This is a genomic window from Paenibacillus favisporus (assembly GCF_040545415.1).
GTDB lineage: Bacteria > Bacillota > Bacilli > Paenibacillales > Paenibacillaceae > Paenibacillus_AQ > Paenibacillus_AQ favisporus.
On the sequence record NZ_JBEPLV010000002.1, the window covers coordinates 589,518 to 607,493 of the forward strand.

Consider the following 17,976-nt stretch of genomic DNA (forward strand, 5'->3'; position numbering starts at 1 on the left):
ATATGATGCAGGAGACAGGTGCATGAACGTGAAGTGGAAGACCTCAGCTCTCATGGACGATATCCCTTTAAGATACAAGTTTTTAATCATCCTGCTCGGTGTGCTTATTCCGATCATCAGCATCAATACGCTGTTCTATTTGCAGACCAGCAAAAATGCCGAAACCCGTGAACAGGAAAATCTGCAAATTTCGGTAGAGCGGGCGGGCTACGATTTTATGCAAATGGTTAATGAATGCGTTGCCATCGGCAACACGGTTGCTGCGGACCGGACGTTGAATGAAATGCTGGATTATAACTATGCGGATTATGATGAGTACTATGAAAATTACGACAACATATTAAGAGATCGGCTGCGTCAGTACAGTAACCTGCATTCCTATATTTTATGGCTTGGCGTATATACGACAAATCCGACCATTCAAAGCGGCAACAGCTATTTTGTCTTGCAGGACAGCGATAAGAACAGCGAATGGTATCAAAAAATCGCCGGGAGCAAAGAAAAAGTGCTGCTCACTTCGTATTTGGATACGAACCCGATGTACCCGAATCAAAAGAAGGTATACATCAGCATCATTCGGAAAATGGACAATTACCCCGGACTATTAAAGCATACAAAGTATCTGCGGATCGATTTGAGATTGGACAGTCTGAAAGAATTGTTCGCCAAGGAACGGGATTATATGACATTAAAGCTGATCGATGACAAAAACAGAATCGTTTTGGCATCCGATCTGTCGCATGATGATGCGGGTGACAATCAACTGTTGAGCCTCCCTGTTGAGAGCGGAGCTTCCGGAGATGGAGCGATAAAGGACATTATCAGGCCATTAGGACCGGCAAATTATACACAGGGCTGGAATCTGGTCGGAACGCCCGAAAGGAAAGATATCAGCGGCGAGCTTCGTCATATCCTTCGTTTTATCCTGATTTTGGCTCTGATCACCACGCTGATCCCGGCCATCTTGTTTGTAGTCATTCTGCGTTCCTACAATCTAAGAGTAAAGCAGCTGTACAAGCATATGAAACTTGTGAACTACGAACGTTTTGAAACGATTCATATGTACGAAGGAAAAGACGAAATCGGCGGGCTCCTGCGGAGCTTTAACGTGATGACCGAAAAAATCCGCAATTTGATCAACGACGTCTACAAGCTGGAAATCCAGAAGAAGGATCTGGAGCTGGAACGGGTCAGGGCGGAATTGAACTATTTGCAAAGCCAGGTGGACCCCCACTTTTTATTTAATACATTAAATGCGGTGCTGGTCATCTGCAAAAAATACAAGTACGAGCAGGTGACCGATATTATTCGCAATTTGGCCCAGATCCTGCGCAGACTATTAAGCTGGAAAGATGACCTGGTGACGATTGAGGAGGAGGTCATGTTCATTGAAATGTACCTCCAGATCGAAAAGTTCCGGTTCCAGGACCGGTTTTCCTATGAGTTGGACGTTGATCCCGGCCTGATGAAGTACCGGATCCCTAAAATGAGCATCCAGGCGCTTGTGGAAAACTCTTGCAAGCATGGACTCCAATCGGTCAAAGGAGCACGGTTGATCCGGATCGGGATCCATCGGTCCTATGAGGACCTTATCATTACCGTTGAAGACAACGGGATCGGCATGAACAAGGACAAGCTGGATTGGATCAACCGCAATCTTCATTCGGACGATGACACCGGAAAAAATATCGGACTGCGCAACGTGTATAAGCGTCTGAAAGTGTACTACGACGGTCAAGCCAAGCTTGTCATTGAAAGCGATCCCTATGTACGTACGGCGATCGTAATCCAAATCCCGTTGAACCAGGTTCAAGCACAAGCGGGAGGTGAAATGCATGTATAGCGTGCTTCTTGTGGATGACGAAGCGATTGCCCTCGAGGGGCTGAAGATGTTGAGCGATTGGGAAGGACTCGGTTTTCAAATCTGCGGAGCATGCGACGACGGCGAAGATGCCCTGTCTCTGATTATGGACACGCTGCCGGATTTGGTGGTCACCGATATTCGTATGCCGGGGATCGACGGACTGGAATTGATACGCCGAGTCCGTTCCATGGAACATTATGATCCGATCTTTGTCGTTCTCAGCGGGTACAGTGACTTTGAATATGCCCGTACGGCTCTTCGGTACGGGGTGAGATTTTATATGCTCAAACCGGTCATTGAGCCTGAGTGGGATGCGATGATCGCGACGATTGTTAGTGAACTTGAGGCCAAATCACGCACCAGGGAGCAAGAAGAAGCCACCTCCAAACAAGTCTTGGCCATCGCCCTTTCCCGAATGCTTCGCGGAGAACTTACCGAAGTTGACGGGGATATTGCTCATTTGATGGATCAGATGAATCAGCAAGCCACCGGCTGGCGGTATATCCACCTTGAAGGGCTGACATGCGAGGGAACGGAAATTTGCCGGTCGCTGTCCCAGTCAGGGCATGCGTTATATGTAGATATGTACTGCAATCAAGCCGGTCTTATCGTAGACACTGCCCGTAAACCATTAGAGCTTGCGCGGCGCGTGCATGAAGAACTGCTGAAGCATGGCCTGGACTGCTCCGTATCCGTCGGTCCTTCGGTTCAAACCCTTCATGACTTGCCTGAGTCTTATATGAGGGCAGCCAAGGCTTCCCTTCAGCACTTCTTCCGTTCGGAGGAGGGAGGGGTGATTGACGGTGACCCGGATTCCTCGCATGAAATGAGTTACCTTCTTCCTCCGTCCCTTGTCCTGGATGAATTGCTCATCGCTGTCGAGAGATCACAGGAGCAGAAAGTTTGCGATATGCTCCATCAGTTGTTCGAGACATTTAAGGATAACAAGACTGCGCCTGAAGTGGCGTACATGGCAAGCATTCAGATCGTCATGAAAAGTATCGAGCTGCTCAGGGAATTCGGCGGGACCACGGATTTATGGCGGGATGTGTTCCATTTTTTAAAAACGAAGCCGGGTTCCGTCGCTGCGTTAAAGCAGTCGCTGCACACGTTTTTAGAATTATGCATGGGAACCGTCAAGCACTACAAAGAAATGAATTCCGAGCATCCCTTGGTGCAAATCGAGCGTTATTTGCAAGAGAACTTCCATCAGAATCTGACGATCAAGAAGATCGCGGAGCGATTTTTTATCAATCCGGTATATTTGGGGCAGGCGTTTATCAAAAAGAACGGTGTCGGCATTCTGGAATACATCCACGATCTACGGATTGCCGAAGCCAAAAGAAGATTGTGCGACACCGAAGAAACGGTGCGGGTGATCGCAGAGGATCTCGGATATGTCCACTATCACCATTTTTTAAGAGAATTCGAGAAGCGGACGGCTCTCAAACCTGTAGCTTACAGAAAACGGCATCAACAGGGAGATCGGTTAGGTATTTCTGCCCCGTAAGCAGTAAACATCGGGTGGGGATGTAAAGAGATGCGGATTGAGTTTATCCGTCCGCTGCAGGGATAATGAAGTTTGATAAATCGAAACGCAAATTCCTAATCACAATGAAGAGGGGATTTCCATGACAGACCATCCAGCTGCATCGACGAACGAAGCTCGCGGCCCTGCGGCCCCGCGGGACCCCGAAAACCGGCATGAGGATCATCAAGCTGCCGAAGACATAATCGATCCTCCGGTTGACTGTGAGGGGCAGTCCTACCGTGACATGATCGCCAAATCTCTTTTGAGTCGAGGGAACAACAAGAGATTGAAAGCGGCCATCGAAAAAGCGAAGAGAGGGGAGCCGGTCACCATCGCCTACATCGGCGGCTCCATCACCCATGGAGCTGGGGCTATCCCGCTTCCTGCAAATTGTTACGCCTATAGGTCGTACGATCTTTTTAGGAAGCGGTTCGCCTCCTCCGAAGGCAGTCCGATCCGTCTGATCAAAGCGGGAGTAGGCGGGACGCCGTCAGAGCTGGGGATCGTACGTTATGATCGGGATGTGCTCCGGGACGGTACGGAGAATCCGGATATCGTGGTCGTGGAGTTTGCCGTCAATGACGCCGGCGACGAGACGCGGGGCAATTGCTACGAAAGCTTGGTGCTCAAGGCGCTTGGCGGCGATAGCCGGCCTGCGGTGATCTTGCTGTTCAGCGTGTTCCTGAACGACTGGAATCTTCAGGATCGGCTGGCTCCGGTCGGGTGGCACTACGACCTTCCCATGGTCAGCATAAAGGATGCCGTCGTCGAGCAGTTCAGTTTGGCCAGGGACCAAGGAGGCGTCATCTCCAAAAGGCAGTTTTTCTATGATATCTATCATCCGACGAATAGCGGCCATCAGATCATGGCGGATTGCCTGGACTGGCTGTTCGAAGTCACGGACCGGTCTGCACCTGATGAGGAGGATGTCCTGACCGATAAACCGCCGTTGATCGGCAACGATTACGTTCACACCCGGCTGCTGGATCGCCAGAATGGTGACCGTATCGCTCAGATCGATACCGGTGGTTTTCAGGAGACCGATACCGATCTGCAGCTCGCGGAAATGGACGATCACGATTATGGCACGCCCCAATTTCCTCATAACTGGATGCATACAGCCGGATCGGGAGAGGGCCATTTTACAATGACCATCAGGAGCAAGCGTCTCATTCTCGTATTTAAAGACTCGGGAAGCAGCGATTTCGGATCCGCGGAGATTTGGGTGGACGGAAAGCACAAGCTGACCGCTGATCCGCATGAAGTGAACTGGACGCACTGCAGCGCGGTTATTTTGTACGATGAGCCGGAATCAGGGCAGCATACCGTCGAGATCCGTATGGCGGCGGGCAGCGAACATAAACGGTTTACTATTCTTGGGTTTGGTTACGTGCTGTAAAGCTTGTTTGAACTTGGTACAGTTCTATTTAATCATGTGAGTCCATAACAGGGGAGGAAAAGAAATTGATAGAAACAGCGCCAACGGGCTTTGACCAATATAGGGAACATATCAGCCGCGGACAAATCGAACTTGTGGAATATTATTCAGAAACTGTCGGCTGTGACCGCAAAACGTTCATATACACCCCACCCGGGTACTCAGAACAACACAAGTATAACGTGCTCTTTCTCCTGCACGGAATAGGCGGGGATGAAGCCGAATGGAAGAATCACGGCAATATACAGGTCGTGCTCGATAATCTTTACGCCGACGGCAAGCTCGAGCCCATGATCGTCGTACTCCCTAATGGCCGCGCGATGCCGAACGACAGGGCGGAAGGAGACATATTCGATCCCGACAAGGTGAAAGCCTTCGAGACCTTCGAGTTCGATTTGCTTCATGATCTGATTCCTTTTATTGAATCGAAATACCCGGTATTCACAGGCAGAGAGAATTATAGTATCGCCGGCTTGTCCATGGGCGGAGGGCAGGCGCTGAATATCGGATTGAATCATCTCGACCGCTTTGCCTGGGTAGGAGCCTTTTCTCCGGCCCCGAATACCAAGGTCCCCGAACTGCTTGTACCGAATCCCGAAGAGGCAGCAAATCTGCTTAGACTGCTCTGGCTATCCTGCGGAGACCAGGATGACCTGAAGCATATCAGTGACCGGACGCACTCGTATTTGTCAGAGCACGGCGTTCCTCATGTCTGGTACGAGGAAAGCGGCGGTCACGATTGGCCGGTTTGGAAAAACGATCTGTACCATTTCTCGCAGCTGCTGTTTCGAGTTTAGCATCATGGATCAGGAAGAAACCTTTCCTTTACGGATAGGTTTCTTTTTTTGAAGATTATAGAATTTAAAATTTCAGCGCATATTCCGTTTTTTGAAAATCCGAAATGATGTTTAAAACTTACAAATGCCATTTAGATTATCTATGGTTGTTTGCCGGAAATCCATTTAACATGATCCGTGTGCTTGCAGTTCATCAGGAACCACCGGCATCGGAACCGATTCTTTCGGTCATCATGGAGGCATACGCGTGCAAGCTCATGTTTTGAAAGCGCTGTCCTATGGAGACAGCGAAATCCAAAGGGGGGTATTTTATGAGGAAGCGTAAGTCAATGGTGCTGATTTGGTGTTTGATTCTGATCCTGATGGCCTCTTGCAGCAGCGGTTCCGGAGGAGGCGTATCCAACACAGGTTCGAGCGGCGGAAATGCCGCTGAGGAAAGCACGAATGCACCCGCGAAGCCGGACGAAAAAGAAGAGAGCGGTACTTCGGAAATGAATTTCGACATGGGTGGCCGGACGATCAAATGGGTATCTTGGTACGACGAATCGATCAAGGAAGATAATCCGGACAATATTAAAAAGAAGCAGAACCTGGACGAACTCATGAAGAAGCATAACTTTAAAATGGAATACGTCACGATCGACTATGGCGAGTACGTGAATAAAGTGACGTCATCGTTGCTCGCGGGAGAGCCGCTCGGCGACATCATCCGCATGGCCAGACCTTGGATGATTCCAACGCTCGTGAAGCAGGATTTATTCTCCCCGGTTGATGAATTCACAAAAAATCAGAACGTATTTATTCAGCAGTACACGAACGATTATTCGCAGTTTGAGGGCAGGGGCTACGGGTTCAGGGCAGGCATCAACGGTGCTTCATCAGGTATTTTCTATAATCGAACCTTGATGGAGAAGCTGGGCCTCAAGCCGCTGCAGGAATACGTCAACGAAGACAACTGGAATTGGGAGACCTTCATCCAAGCAGCCAAAGAGGCGAACAAAGATACGAATAATGACGGTAAGCTGGACACCTGGGGGCTCGCTTCCGCTTCCATTTTAGTTCAGGCTCTGGCGGCCAACGACGCAAATATCGTGTCGGGAGATAAGCAAAACCTGGAGGATCCGAAAACGAAAGAAACCTTGAACTTCATATCCCAGCTCGCAACGGAAAACATCGCCAGACCGACCGAAGGCGGTGATTGGACCGAACCCGGCCAATTTTTCCGTCAAGGGAACACACTGATGTATGCCGGGAGCGATTATGAAATGGATGGATTCAAAAAGGATATGCCTGATTTGGATATAGGCTTCCTGCCCTTCCCTAAAGGGCCCAGCGCGACAGAGTACCACTCCCATCTTACGATTCCGAATTACTTGACGATCCCGAAGGCGGTCGAACATCCCGAGCAATTGGTTTACATTTATGAAAAAATCAACGATATCGAGTCCATCTACGACTACCCGAAACAAGCTTCGCTCGAAACGTTATTCAAGAACGAAGACGACATCAACAATGCAAAAATGGCAGGGGAAAGCATCAATGTCGTCGACGGCAAAGACGGGTATCCTTCCATGCCTTACTACGAGCTGGTCGGAGACATTATTGACGGAAATTCCGTTTCCACGGTCATTGGAAAATACAAAGAGCCGTTCCAGGCTTCGATTGATGAGGTTTGGAAAAAGTAGCGGTGATATGTATCGTCCCCACGAAGAAAACATCCGAAGTGGGGACTCCTTATTCAAGGAGGTGCTTCTGCCCTGCCTGCTTCCTTGCAGCAGATGGAGGATAGCCCTTCATTTCCTTGAACAGCTTGCTGAAATAGTAAATATCGTCAATCCCGCACATTTCCGCCGCGTTCTTTACGGTAAAGTCACCGGATGACAGCATCATTTCGGCATTGTTGATGCGAATGCGTTTGATGTACTCCTTGAGTGTCGTACCGGTATTCTGCTTAAATAACCTGCCCAAATAGACGGGGCTCAGATGAAGCCATTCCGCCAATTCGGCGATCGAAAGATTTTCCGAGTAATGCTCAGAAATGTATTCGGTTAATTTCTTGATCCGCGGATCGATCGGCATGGGCGCTTTCCGGTAATAGTTGGTGAGCAGGCGGTGGAGGATAAGCTCGAACAAAGCGCGTGCCTGGATGTGGTAAAACGGCTGCTTGCTCATCCACACATGGTTGAATTCACGGATATACCCCAGAATCTCTTTGGTGATCACTTTCTTGGTGACGCCTTTAAACGGGAGATGGATATGATTATACGGTTCGGCCCAAAAAAAGTTGAACGGATACGAATGCATAAGGGACTCCTTGAACGTATGGGCTTCCCTGATGCTTCCCCCGGGGACGTAGATCATGTCACCTGCTTCTACCGTAAATTTCTCTCCATTAATATAGTAATTCGCCATGCCTTCAACCACAAACGTTAGATCGTGGAAGCTGATTTCCGCTTTTTGGATCGTCCACTCGGGAAAGCATTTACGGTCGATGAACAGAAAGATATTCGGAACAAGGTGAGGATGATGCTCAATTTCCAAGTACACCGCCTCCTTTAAGCTAATCATAGGTTTCGCTCCAGAAATTTCAAGAGAAAATCGAGATTGTTGACTCATCCATGATGAAGTATTTCATTTCAGTTCAGCAAATGAAGGGGGATTTATGATGATCACATTAACTGGATTCGCAGACGAGATTTCATCGGATTTGGAAGAACAGCTGGATGTCCTCGAATCGGAAAATATTCGTTATCTGGAGCTGCGGGGAGTCTGGGGGAAAAATGTATTGAATTTAACCGAAGAGGAAACGGTGAAGATTAAAGAACGGCTGATCCGGCGGGGATTCGGCGTCTCCGCGATCGGCTCTCCTCTGGGAAAAATCAAGATCACCGATGACTTTGATCCGCATTTTACGAAGGCCGAGCACGCCATACGTTTGGCAGCGTTTTTTGAAGCCAAGTTTGTCAGAATCTTTTCGTTTTATATTCCGGAGGGAGAACATGAAAGATTTCGAGAGGAAGTATTCCGTCGAATGAAGCGGCTCGTTCAGCTGGCGAATGATGCCGGAATCGTACTGCTGCATGAGAATGAAAGCCACATTTACGGCGATACCGGAGAACGCTGCAAGGACATTTTGGAGGCCGTCTCGTCGCCCGGCATGAGAGCGGCCTTTGATCCCGCAAATTTCGTGCAATGCAGGGTACACCCCATGTCTGAGGCATACCCGCTGCTCGCCGGCTACATCTCTTATATTCATGTGAAGGACGCACGGATGGACAATGGTTCAGTGGTTCCTGCCGGCGAGGGGGACGGGCAGCTGCGTCTGCTTCTCCAGCAATTGAAACAGACGGGATATTCCGGATTTATGTCTTTGGAACCGCACCTGCAAGCAACCGGAAAGCTTGCGGGGCTCAGCCAACCTGAACTATTTGTAGTAGCCGCGAAAGCAATTAAGAAATTGCTGGCCGAGCAGGAAATGAAGTGGAATTGACAGACGCAAAGTCCTGCATTTATTGGGGGTATTTCTTTAGTTTATGAATAGGAGGGATCATAAAAACTGATTTAAAATAAATAGAGAAAATGTTTGCGCTTACATTAAAAAAGTAAAAAACAGGTGAGCAAGTAAAAAGATGCGGGTTGTGTGTGTGCGTACGCCATCAAGATAATAGTCTTGATACGCTTTAATGAATCTAATCGAAATGGGGTTGGCGCATTGCGTATTCCCAAATGGAGTGTAGTTGGTCTAGTCCTGACGGTCACGATGCCCTTGTCCATGCTGGCGTCGTGCGACCGGGTCGGGGTGTCTGACGGTGAGGAGGTAACAGGGAAGACCGATGGTCAGTACATCTACTCGGAACCCGGCCTGGAGAAGTATGATCCCCCGATTGAGCTCACTTTCGTGCGGGAGACGAGCGATGATTTGGACAACCTGATCAAAACGTTTCCGGGAGAAACGCTGGAAGATAACCGGTGGACCCGGCTGTATGAGCAAGTTCTGGGCATCCGGATCAAGTATGATTGGACAGCCAAAGGCACCCTCTATAACCAGAAGCTGGGCGTTGCGCTTGCCTCGGGAAACCTGCCTGATGTCGTGAGAGTCGATGCAGATCAGCTGCGTCAGCTGAGCAATGCAGGCCTGATTCAGGATTTGACCGAAGCCTATGAGAAATATGCGGCGCCGTTCACGAAGGAAATTTTGGGCCAGGAGGGGACCGGGCCGTTTGAAGCGGCCACGGTGGACGGTAAATTGATGGGAATTCCCGAGACAAGCTCATCGATCGAGGGAGCACAGTATATTTGGATCCGGACGGATTGGCTGGACCGTCTCGGCTTACAGCCGCCACAAACGATGAATGACGTCCTGAACATTTCGAAAGCGTTTACAGAAAATGACCCCGACCGAAACGGAAAAAACGATACATTGGGGCTCCCGGTGACCCAATATTTGTGGGATCCCGTGATGGGCTTGTCGGCATTTATGGCCGGTTACGACGCCTTCCCTAATATATGGATTCGCGATCCATCCGGCAAGCTCGTATACGGAGCCGTTCAACCTGAAGTCAAGACTGCGCTGAAAGTCCTTCAGGACATGTATCGGAACGGAGAAATTGACGAGGAATTTATGTTTAAAGACGGCATCAAGGCCAAAGCAGAGCTTATCGCAGGTAAATACGGGATGATGTACGGCGAACAGTGGGGATCGTTTGTCGTACAGGGCAATCATGAGCAGGATCCGGAAGCCAGATGGCAGGCTTTTCCCATTGTTTCGGCCACAGGGAAACCGGCGAAAGTGCCGCTCCGCTTCGCTACCCATCAATTTCTTGCCGTCCGTAAGGGAGCCCAGCATCCCGAGGCCATCGTAAAGCTGTTCAATTTGCATCTGGAAAAGAACTGGGGAGCGACGGCCGAGTACGAAATCTATTACAGCACCCCATATCCGGCTTGGCAGCTTTCTCCGGTTACTCCGTATCCTGCACTGAAGAATCTGGACGCCTATTACCAAATTGAAGAGGCACGCCGAACCGGAAACCCTAATGTGCTTAAGGATGAGGCAAGGTCGATTCAAAAGAACATCGAGGCTTATCTGATCCGCGGCAATCCGTCCGGCTGGGGCTGGGAACGAACCTATGGCCCGTCGGGAGCGTTTTCCATCCTTGACCGGTATAAAAGGAACAACCAGTTATTGTATGAGAGCTTTGTAGGTGCGCCAACCGATACGATGATCGAAAAACAATCGATTCTCGACTCTCTGACGATGGATACGTTCACCAACATTATCCTCGGGCATCCCATCGATGAATTTGACCGTTTCGTCGAGGAATGGCATCGTCTGGGCGGTGATAAAATGACAGCCGAAGTCAATGAATGGTACTCGAACAAACAGAAAGATTAGTGCATCGGAGGCGTTGTTTTGATTAGGATTCCTGTGAATTCATTGCGTCATACCATCCTGGCCAGGCTCGTTCTGATGTATCTGGTGGTGATCCTCCCGATTATTCTGCTCGGCGTATACCTGTACAATTGGAGCTATACCAACGCAAGCGAAGAAATATCAAGAAATTCACTGGCGCAGTTATCGTCCTATCTCGAGGGGCTGAACCGGGAAATCGAATGGCTTGAAATTCAGCAGTTCGACATTTTGCAGGAAAGCGAGCTCCATAAAATTGCCGTCACCTGGGGGATGATGGACAGCGCCGAGAAAAGGTCCAGCGTAAATTACTTGCTCCACCGTCTGACTTCCATAAAAAACAGCAGCCCGTACATCAAAGATATTTATGTCCATATTCATTCGATCGGTAAAACGATTTCGGCCAGCAATGCCGTCCGTACGCTGGACCAGCAGAGATATGATGAAATACGCTCCATCGGAGAACGAAGCGGCGCCCGGCTGATGCGGCAGGGGGATTCGCTTCAGCTCACCGCCTCGAAGTTTGGCGGGAACAATGTGGAGGATCCGCTGTATCTCGTTCAAATCGAATTGGATAACGACAAGCTGAAGGACTCATTGAAACCGCTCAGCGTGTATCCCGGAAGCGGCTCGATTCTGATCGCGAGGGAAGCTGGATTCACATTGTCCAGCACCGGCACGCCACCAGAACTGCTGGAGGATTTTATAAAAGCGGCCAAGGGCGTGGACGACAGTACGATGCTGCTCGATATCGGGAGAAGGGAGTACCATTTCAATATCGCCAATTCCGACAAGCTGGCCCTCTCGCTCGTTTCGTACTTACCGGAGGGAACGGTCAAGAGACCGCTGATCAAATTCAACCTGTGGGCATGGGTGTTTGCGGTAACTTCGGTTTTTGCCATTATCGTATATGCCTATTCCACGTACCGTTACGTTCATCGTCCGCTGCTCTCGCTCGTCCAAAGCTTTCGAAGGATGGAAGGCGGGACCCTTGATATTCCGATCCAGCATGAGCAGAAGGATGAGTTCGGCTATTTGTATGACCGGTTTAATCAGATGCTCGTCAAACTGCAGACCTTGATCGATCAAGATTTCAAACAAAAATTGATGATGCAGAAGGCGGAACTGAAGCAGCTGCAGTCACAAATCAAACCGCATTTTCTGTATAACAGCTTCTTTATCCTGAACTCGCTGGCCAAGACGGGCGATACGGACCGGATCGAGCTGTTTACGATTATGCTCGGCGAGTATTACCGGTTCATCGCCCGCAACGGCGAGGACCATGCCACGCTGTCGGAAGAAATCAAGCATGCGAGAATGTACACGGAAATCCAGCAGCTCCGCTTCTCCCGGCGCATTCGTGTCCAGTTCGACGAATTGCCTGTGGACATGCAGCGCATCAAGGTGCCGAGGTTGATCGTCCAACCGTTGATCGAGAACGCCTATGAACACAGTTTGGAGAGCATGCCGAACGAAGGGTTTCTCCGCGTTACGTTTGAGCGAACCGGCTCCGAATGCGTCATCAAGGTGGAGGATAACGGGAACAGCATCGACGATGCCGGGCTCGAAGCCCTCCAGCATCGGGTAACAGGTCCTGCCGAATCCCACGAAATGACCGGGATGATCAACATCCATCGGCGGATCCTGCTTACTTACGGCGAAGGCAGCGGACTGTTCTTGTCCAGAAGCAGCCTGGGCGGGCTTCAGGCCGCCATTCGTATCAAGATCAGGGAGGAGAACGGGGATGTACAGACTGCTAATCGTTGACGATGAAGATATCATTACGGACGGACTGTATGAAGTGTTCAACCGCTATCAACCGGAGCGGCTCGATGTGTGCAAAGCCTATTCCGCCAAGGAAGCGCTGGATTGGATGTCGCGCACGAGAATCGACATCGTCTTGACCGATATAGCCATGCCCGGCATGAGCGGGCTGGAATTATCCGAGGAAATCCGGAAGTACTGGCCCAGATGCAGAGTCGTGTTCTTGACCGGCCACAGTGAATTCGAATATGCGTACCGCGCGATCCAAATGACAAATGCCCGTTATGTGCTGAAGACGGAAGGGTACGCCAAGGTGACCGACACCGTGCAGGATGTCTTGGACGATATAGAACGCGCGCATCACGACAGTCTGCTGCTGGAACAGTCCCGCGAGCAGCTGCTGGCGTTCCAATTCATGGCGCAGGGCGATTATATGAGGCACCTTCTTCAGAACAGCCGTGTATTGAGCGAGGATACAGACATATTGGCTCGCGAGTTCAGCAAGCTGGGCATCGGCCTCGATCCCGCCCAGCCCGTCGTGCTCGTCCTTGGCCGCATCTCGTATCCGGAGGGCAGGACGTATACGGAAAGATGCGAAATCCTGTCGTCCGTCAGAAGGATATGGGATACCTATTTTTCGGGCAGGGCCCGGAGTATGGGGATCACCGACAAGCATGGCGACGCCTTTTGGTTTCTGCAGCCGTCTGAACCGGCCGAGGGCGGGACCGACAGCCATTTCATCCGGTTCGTGGAGGGGACCTTGGAGCTGGTTCAGGAATCCTGCATCGGTTCTCTTGGATTGAGCATCGGATTGGCGCTGAGCAGCGAAGCATGCAGGTGGGAAAGCTTGACGCGCCAATACGAAAGGCTGCGGGATCTGCAGCAGTTGAGGAGCGGCAGCGGGGGAGCCATCATTGTACGCGACGGCTTCGAGCCGCTCGATGGATTGGACTGCAAAGCGAGCTTTGCGGACAGTCAGACAGCGGAAGTGCTGAGGGCTTTTCTGGAGTCGGGGAGACACGATGAATTTATCCAAGCGCTTGAGGAGGTAACGGCCAGTGCACTGAAGATGAGCTGTAAGGTTCAGTTAACGATCGAGACGTATTATACGCTTGCGCTGATGCTGCATTCCTGCATAGGCCGTATGGGAATGCACGGGCATATCGGCGATACCGGAAAATTGATGCGGCTGAACGATCATCCCTCAATGGAGGAGGCCTTCGGTTATTTGAAACGCGTCGCGGAATCCATTTTCCTAAGCAAACAAACGCAGGAGAGGGACAGGGCCTCGCTGATTGTCGACCGGATCTGCCAGTACATCGAAGAGCACTTGAGTGAGGATTTGTCCCTGGTGCGCCTAGCGGAAATCCATTATTTCAATCCCTCGTATTTGTCGCGGTTCTTCAAGCAGGAGAAAGGAATCAACTTATCCGATTTTATCGACAAGTGCCGGGTGAAGAAAGCCAAGGAAATGCTGCGGGACAACGATTTGAAAGTGCGCGAGGTGGGATTATCCGTCGGTTACGAGGCGGCTCATTCGTTCACCCGTTTTTTTAAAAAAGCAGCGGGGCTCACGCCGCAGGAATACCGGGATACACTTTCTTTGAATTGAACCTCTGGAAACTAGAGTTTGGCGGGTGATCCGGACGGATCAGACAGGTTGTTCCCGCTGAACGCAAGCCTTACTCTTTTTAAGAGAGTTTGGTAATACAAAAAATGCTGAATACGGGAGTTGACACAAAAATGAATGAACTCGTTCATGCACCGATCGGCAAACTGCCGCGAAACGGAAATCCGCTTGTCGCCCATAAATTTGGAGCAGACCCTTATGTACTGGTGTTCGACGGGCGCGTATACCTCTACAATACAGACGATGTATTAGAGTATGACGAGCAAGGAGCGGTCAAGGACAACAGCTATAGCACCATCAACCGCATATCGGTAATTTCCTCGGATGATCTGGCGAACTGGACGGACCATGGCGCCATTCAAGTGGCAGGTCCGGATGGAGCAGCCAAATGGGCGACGCAATCCTGGGCCCCTGCGGCGGCTCACAAAAGAATAGACGGCAAAGACCGCTTCTTCCTGTACTTTGCCAACAACGCCAGCGGCATCGGTGTGCTGACGAGCGACAGTCCGACCGGCCCATGGATCGATCCGATCGGCAGGCCGCTTATCGCAAGGGACACGCCGGGCGTTGAAGGCGTCGTATGGCTCTTCGATCCGGCCGTGCTGGTGGACGATGACGGCAAAGGCTATATTTACTTTGGCGGGGGCGTGCCGGAAGGTCAGGATGAGAATCCCGGGACCGCTCGGATGATGCGGCTGGGTGACGATATGATCAGCGTGATCGGCGAAGCCGAGCCGATCCCGGCTCCGTTTATGTTCGAGGATGCCGGCATTCATAAGGAAGGCGGCCAATATTACTATACGTATTGCTCCAACTTCTACAATGGCGTTCGGCCGGAGGGAAGTCCTCCGGCAGGGGAGATTGCCTATATGACCAGCACCGGCCCAATGGGGCCATGGACGTACCAGGGATCGATCCTTAAAAATCCCGGCCATTTTTTCGGTGTCAGCGGCAACAACCACCATGCCATGTTCCAGTTTCATGGTGATTGGTATATCGCTTATCACGCCCAGACCTTGTCGAAGGCTATGGGCGTGGTGAAGGGGTATCGGTCGACCCACCTTAACCGGGTGATCTTGGACGAGGATGGTGCGATTCAATCCATTGACGCGGACATGGCCGGCGTTGAGCAGATCAAGCCGCTGAATCCATATGACCGCGTTGGCGCGGAGACGATCGCTTGGTGCGCAGGCGTGAATGTGCGCAAGCTTCAGAAGGATGGACTGGAACAGGCCGAAGACCTCATGGTTTTAACAGACATTCATCATGGGGACTGGACCGCCGTGTCCGGCGTTGATTTCGGCGCCGGGGCCTCCGCGTTTTCAGCGTCTGTATCGTGCGCGAATGACGGGGGAGTCATCGAGCTCCGCCTGGACAGCCCTGAAGGCAAATCGATCGGTACGCTTCAAGTGTCTTCGACCGGCGGACTGTGGAGCGAAATGGCGACGCCTGTCAGCGGTGCGGAGGGCGTGCATGATTTGTTCCTGGTCTTCAAAGGGAAGCCGGATATCGAGCTGTTCCAGATCGACTATTGGCAATTTCGATAATGTGCCGGTAATGAATATGTGAGAGGTAAGGTCGTTGTAAGAAATGCCGTCCGTTTCATCGGGCGGCATTTTTTTTGCAAACACGCAGCCGCACAACTTGCAGCCTGCACATATCTACATTTTCTCAGGTAAACGAACGGGAACTGGCGGGTACTTCCCCCGGAATGGAAGCGCTACAATGATGTTGGTGAAGGCGAATCGGGTCAGAACAAAAGGGGCGAGTGCAATGACCGGTAAGGAAACGGAGAGGAAGGATACGGGCGGCGGACCGATTCTGCAGGCAAGCGGGATCACACGGATTTTTGGCAGGGGGAATACCGCCGTTACCGCATTGGAAAATATCGATCTGAACATTCCGCCTGGAACGATCGTGGCTCTGAGAGGGCGCTCGGGTTCCGGAAAGACGACGCTATTGAACATTCTCAGCGCATTAGACGATCCGACGGAGGGACAGGTGTATTTCAAAGGGAGGGAAATCACCGGTTTATCCGGCTCCGAACGCAGCCAGATCCGGCGCAAGGAAATCGGCCTCGTATTCCAGTCGTATGGCTTGATTCCGCTGATGTCGGCTTACGAAAATGTTGAATTCGGGCTGCGTATCGCGGGACTGAAGGGTAACCGGGAGGTGGTGGAGCATGCGCTTGACCGCGTCGGCATGCGGGAGCGGATGAAGCATCGGCCGTCCGAACTGTCGGGCGGTGAGCAGCAGCGCGTAGCCATTGCCCGTGCCATCGTGCACCAGCCTGAGCTGTTGATTGCGGATGAGCCGACCGCCGAACTGGACAGCCGGATGGGGCTGCAGGTCGTCCGCATTTTTCGCGAGCTGGTAAAAGAATCGGGGATGACGGTCGTTCTCACGACGCATGACCCCGGGATGATGGAGCTTGTCGATCACGTTATCGCATTGGAGGATGGAAATATTGTATCGCAGACAACGAACGAATCTCCCCTTATCTAAAATAGACCGGCGTCTGCGGCGAATAGCCGCGCTTCTAACGGCGCTGATGCTGCTCTCGGGCTGTTCACTCCTTCCGGTCGAACCGGAAACGCTGCAGCCGCCCTTGGTCGAGCCGGCCAAAGAACAGTTTAACCTCGTGCAGGCCAGCCGCGGGAAGATTCAGACCTTCCTGAAGGGGACGGCTTATTTTGTGTCGGCCCAATCCGAAGCGCTGTCCTTCAAGGATATGGGCGGAAGGCTCAAATCGATTCCGGTGACGGTGGGCCAGGAGGTGAAGGCGGGCGATTTGCTGGCCGAGCTGGAGACGGGCGACCTCGATTTCCAGGTGCGCCTGCAGCAGCTGAATGTAGAGCGCGCACAGCTGCTGTACAAACAGGCACGCGATGCCGGCGCAGGCGCCGTCGACCTGCGGCTCAAGGAAATCGACCTGGAGCGCGAGCGGATGTCGCTGCAGGAGATGAAGGCCAAGCTTGGCCAATCACGCTTGTACGCTCCCGTCTCGGGAACGGTGACGTTTGTCGAGAAGCTGAATGCGGGAGACAACGTGAACGCTTATCAAGCGATCGTCACTGTCTCCGACCCGTCCAAAGTGCAGTTGACTTATGTTGCGGCGGACAGCAAGGATCTGAACCCGGTCAAAGCCGGCATGCCTGTCAGCCTCAAGTATAAAGGCAAGGACTATAAGGGAAAGGTTCTTCAAGCCCCTTCGGATTTGCCGGCAGCCGCCGACAGTTCGAAGGCCGAGAAGAACGGGGTAACGATCTTCATGAGCATGGACAATGCTCCGGGAGACGTCAAAGTCGGCGACAGCGCAGAGCTGACGATCGAGCTTCAGAAGCGGGATAACGCCATCATTGTACCCCGCTCGGCAATCCGCTCCTATATGGGGCGTTCCTATGTTCAGATCGTCGAAGGAGAACGCCGCAAGGAGGTTGACATCGAGATCGGATTGACGACGCCGACGGAAGTCGAGATTGTCAAGGGACTTGAGGAAGGCCAGAAGGTCATTCTGAACAATTAACCGAAGAGCTATAGCCCGG

Annotated in this window: 13 protein-coding genes; 12 read left to right on the top strand and 1 reads right to left on the bottom strand. The window is 51.5% G+C overall.

What is annotated here, in order from left to right:
- Nucleotides 1–22 precede the first annotated feature (22 nt).
- From ABID47_RS10810 to ABID47_RS10830, 5 genes are all read left to right on the top strand, one after another.
- On the top strand, nt 23–1,843 hold the full coding sequence (locus ABID47_RS10810) for a sensor histidine kinase (RefSeq protein WP_354496531.1): 1,821 nt from the start codon (nt 23–25) through the stop codon (nt 1,841–1,843).
- Nucleotides 1,836–3,374, top strand: coding sequence for a response regulator (locus tag ABID47_RS10815; protein WP_354496533.1), 1,539 nt, complete (start codon nt 1,836–1,838; stop codon nt 3,372–3,374). Before ABID47_RS10810 ends, ABID47_RS10815 begins: the two co-directional genes overlap by 8 nt.
- A 121-nt stretch (nt 3,375–3,495) precedes the next feature.
- Nucleotides 3,496–4,794 carry an SGNH/GDSL hydrolase family protein gene (locus tag ABID47_RS10820; protein ID WP_354496535.1) on the top strand — a complete coding sequence of 433 codons (1,299 nt, stop codon included), beginning with the start codon at nt 3,496–3,498 and terminating at the stop codon, nt 4,792–4,794.
- 65 nt (nt 4,795–4,859) lie between these two features.
- Complete coding sequence (locus ABID47_RS10825; RefSeq protein ID WP_145947201.1) at nt 4,860–5,630, top strand: alpha/beta hydrolase; 771 nt, start codon at nt 4,860–4,862, stop codon at nt 5,628–5,630.
- Between the two features lie 311 nt (nt 5,631–5,941).
- On the top strand, nt 5,942–7,315 hold the full coding sequence (locus ABID47_RS10830; protein ID WP_354496538.1) for an ABC transporter substrate-binding protein: 1,374 nt from the start codon (nt 5,942–5,944) through the stop codon (nt 7,313–7,315).
- Nucleotides 7,316–7,364: 49 nt separating this feature from the next.
- Here ABID47_RS10830 and ABID47_RS10835 read toward each other — a convergent pair whose 3' ends face one another.
- The gene (locus ABID47_RS10835) at nt 7,365–8,198 is read right to left on the bottom strand and encodes an AraC family transcriptional regulator (protein ID WP_354496540.1); all 834 of its coding nucleotides are present in this window, start codon (nt 8,196–8,198) and stop codon (nt 7,365–7,367) included.
- Between the two features lie 97 nt (nt 8,199–8,295).
- On the opposite strand from ABID47_RS10835, the gene ABID47_RS10840 reads away from it, so the two are divergent.
- From ABID47_RS10840 to ABID47_RS10870, 7 genes are all read left to right on the top strand, one after another.
- Nucleotides 8,296–9,120: a sugar phosphate isomerase/epimerase family protein gene (locus ABID47_RS10840; protein WP_116232500.1), complete on the top strand. Its 825-nt coding sequence runs from the start codon at nt 8,296–8,298 to the stop codon at nt 9,118–9,120.
- A 270-nt stretch (nt 9,121–9,390) separates the two neighbouring features.
- Complete coding sequence (locus ABID47_RS10845) at nt 9,391–11,022, top strand: extracellular solute-binding protein (protein WP_435530618.1); 1,632 nt, start codon at nt 9,391–9,393, stop codon at nt 11,020–11,022.
- An 18-nt stretch (nt 11,023–11,040) separates the two neighbouring features.
- Nucleotides 11,041–12,804 (top strand): sensor histidine kinase, encoded by a 1,764-nt coding sequence (locus ABID47_RS10850; RefSeq protein ID WP_354496542.1) that lies wholly within the window; start codon nt 11,041–11,043, stop codon nt 12,802–12,804.
- On the top strand, nt 12,782–14,413 hold the full coding sequence (locus ABID47_RS10855) for a response regulator transcription factor (protein ID WP_354496544.1): 1,632 nt from the start codon (nt 12,782–12,784) through the stop codon (nt 14,411–14,413). The genes ABID47_RS10850 and ABID47_RS10855 overlap by 23 nt, the downstream gene beginning before the upstream one ends.
- A 104-nt stretch (nt 14,414–14,517) precedes the next feature.
- Nucleotides 14,518–15,978, top strand: a complete 1,461-nt coding sequence (locus ABID47_RS10860) for a glycoside hydrolase family 43 protein (RefSeq protein ID WP_435530606.1) — start codon at nt 14,518–14,520, stop codon at nt 15,976–15,978.
- A 226-nt stretch (nt 15,979–16,204) separates the two neighbouring features.
- A complete protein-coding gene (locus tag ABID47_RS10865) occupies nt 16,205–16,936 on the top strand; it encodes an ABC transporter ATP-binding protein (RefSeq protein ID WP_354497288.1) in 732 nt (243 codons plus the stop codon).
- Complete coding sequence (locus tag ABID47_RS10870) at nt 16,890–17,957, top strand: efflux RND transporter periplasmic adaptor subunit (RefSeq protein WP_435530607.1); 1,068 nt, start codon at nt 16,890–16,892, stop codon at nt 17,955–17,957. The genes ABID47_RS10865 and ABID47_RS10870 overlap by 47 nt, the downstream gene beginning before the upstream one ends.
- Nucleotides 17,958–17,976: the final 19 nt, after the last annotated feature.

Coding starts and splice junctions, on each gene's coding strand:
- ABID47_RS10865 (WP_354497288.1), top strand. CDS start 16,205: ATGACCGGTAAGGAAACGGAGAGGAAGGATACGGGCGGCGGACCGATT.
- ABID47_RS10815 (WP_354496533.1), top strand. CDS start 1,836: ATGTATAGCGTGCTTCTTGTGGATGACGAAGCGATTGCCCTCGAGGGG.
- ABID47_RS10860 (WP_435530606.1), top strand. CDS start 14,518: ATGCTGAATACGGGAGTTGACACAAAAATGAATGAACTCGTTCATGCA.
- ABID47_RS10820 (WP_354496535.1), top strand. CDS start 3,496: ATGACAGACCATCCAGCTGCATCGACGAACGAAGCTCGCGGCCCTGCG.
- ABID47_RS10835 (WP_354496540.1), bottom strand. CDS start 8,198: ATGATTAGCTTAAAGGAGGCGGTGTACTTGGAAATTGAGCATCATCCT.
- ABID47_RS10840 (WP_116232500.1), top strand. CDS start 8,296: ATGATCACATTAACTGGATTCGCAGACGAGATTTCATCGGATTTGGAA.
- ABID47_RS10845 (WP_435530618.1), top strand. CDS start 9,391: ATGCCCTTGTCCATGCTGGCGTCGTGCGACCGGGTCGGGGTGTCTGAC.
- ABID47_RS10810 (WP_354496531.1), top strand. CDS start 23: ATGAACGTGAAGTGGAAGACCTCAGCTCTCATGGACGATATCCCTTTA.
- ABID47_RS10870 (WP_435530607.1), top strand. CDS start 16,890: ATGGAAATATTGTATCGCAGACAACGAACGAATCTCCCCTTATCTAAA.
- ABID47_RS10830 (WP_354496538.1), top strand. CDS start 5,942: ATGAGGAAGCGTAAGTCAATGGTGCTGATTTGGTGTTTGATTCTGATC.
- ABID47_RS10855 (WP_354496544.1), top strand. CDS start 12,782: ATGTACAGACTGCTAATCGTTGACGATGAAGATATCATTACGGACGGA.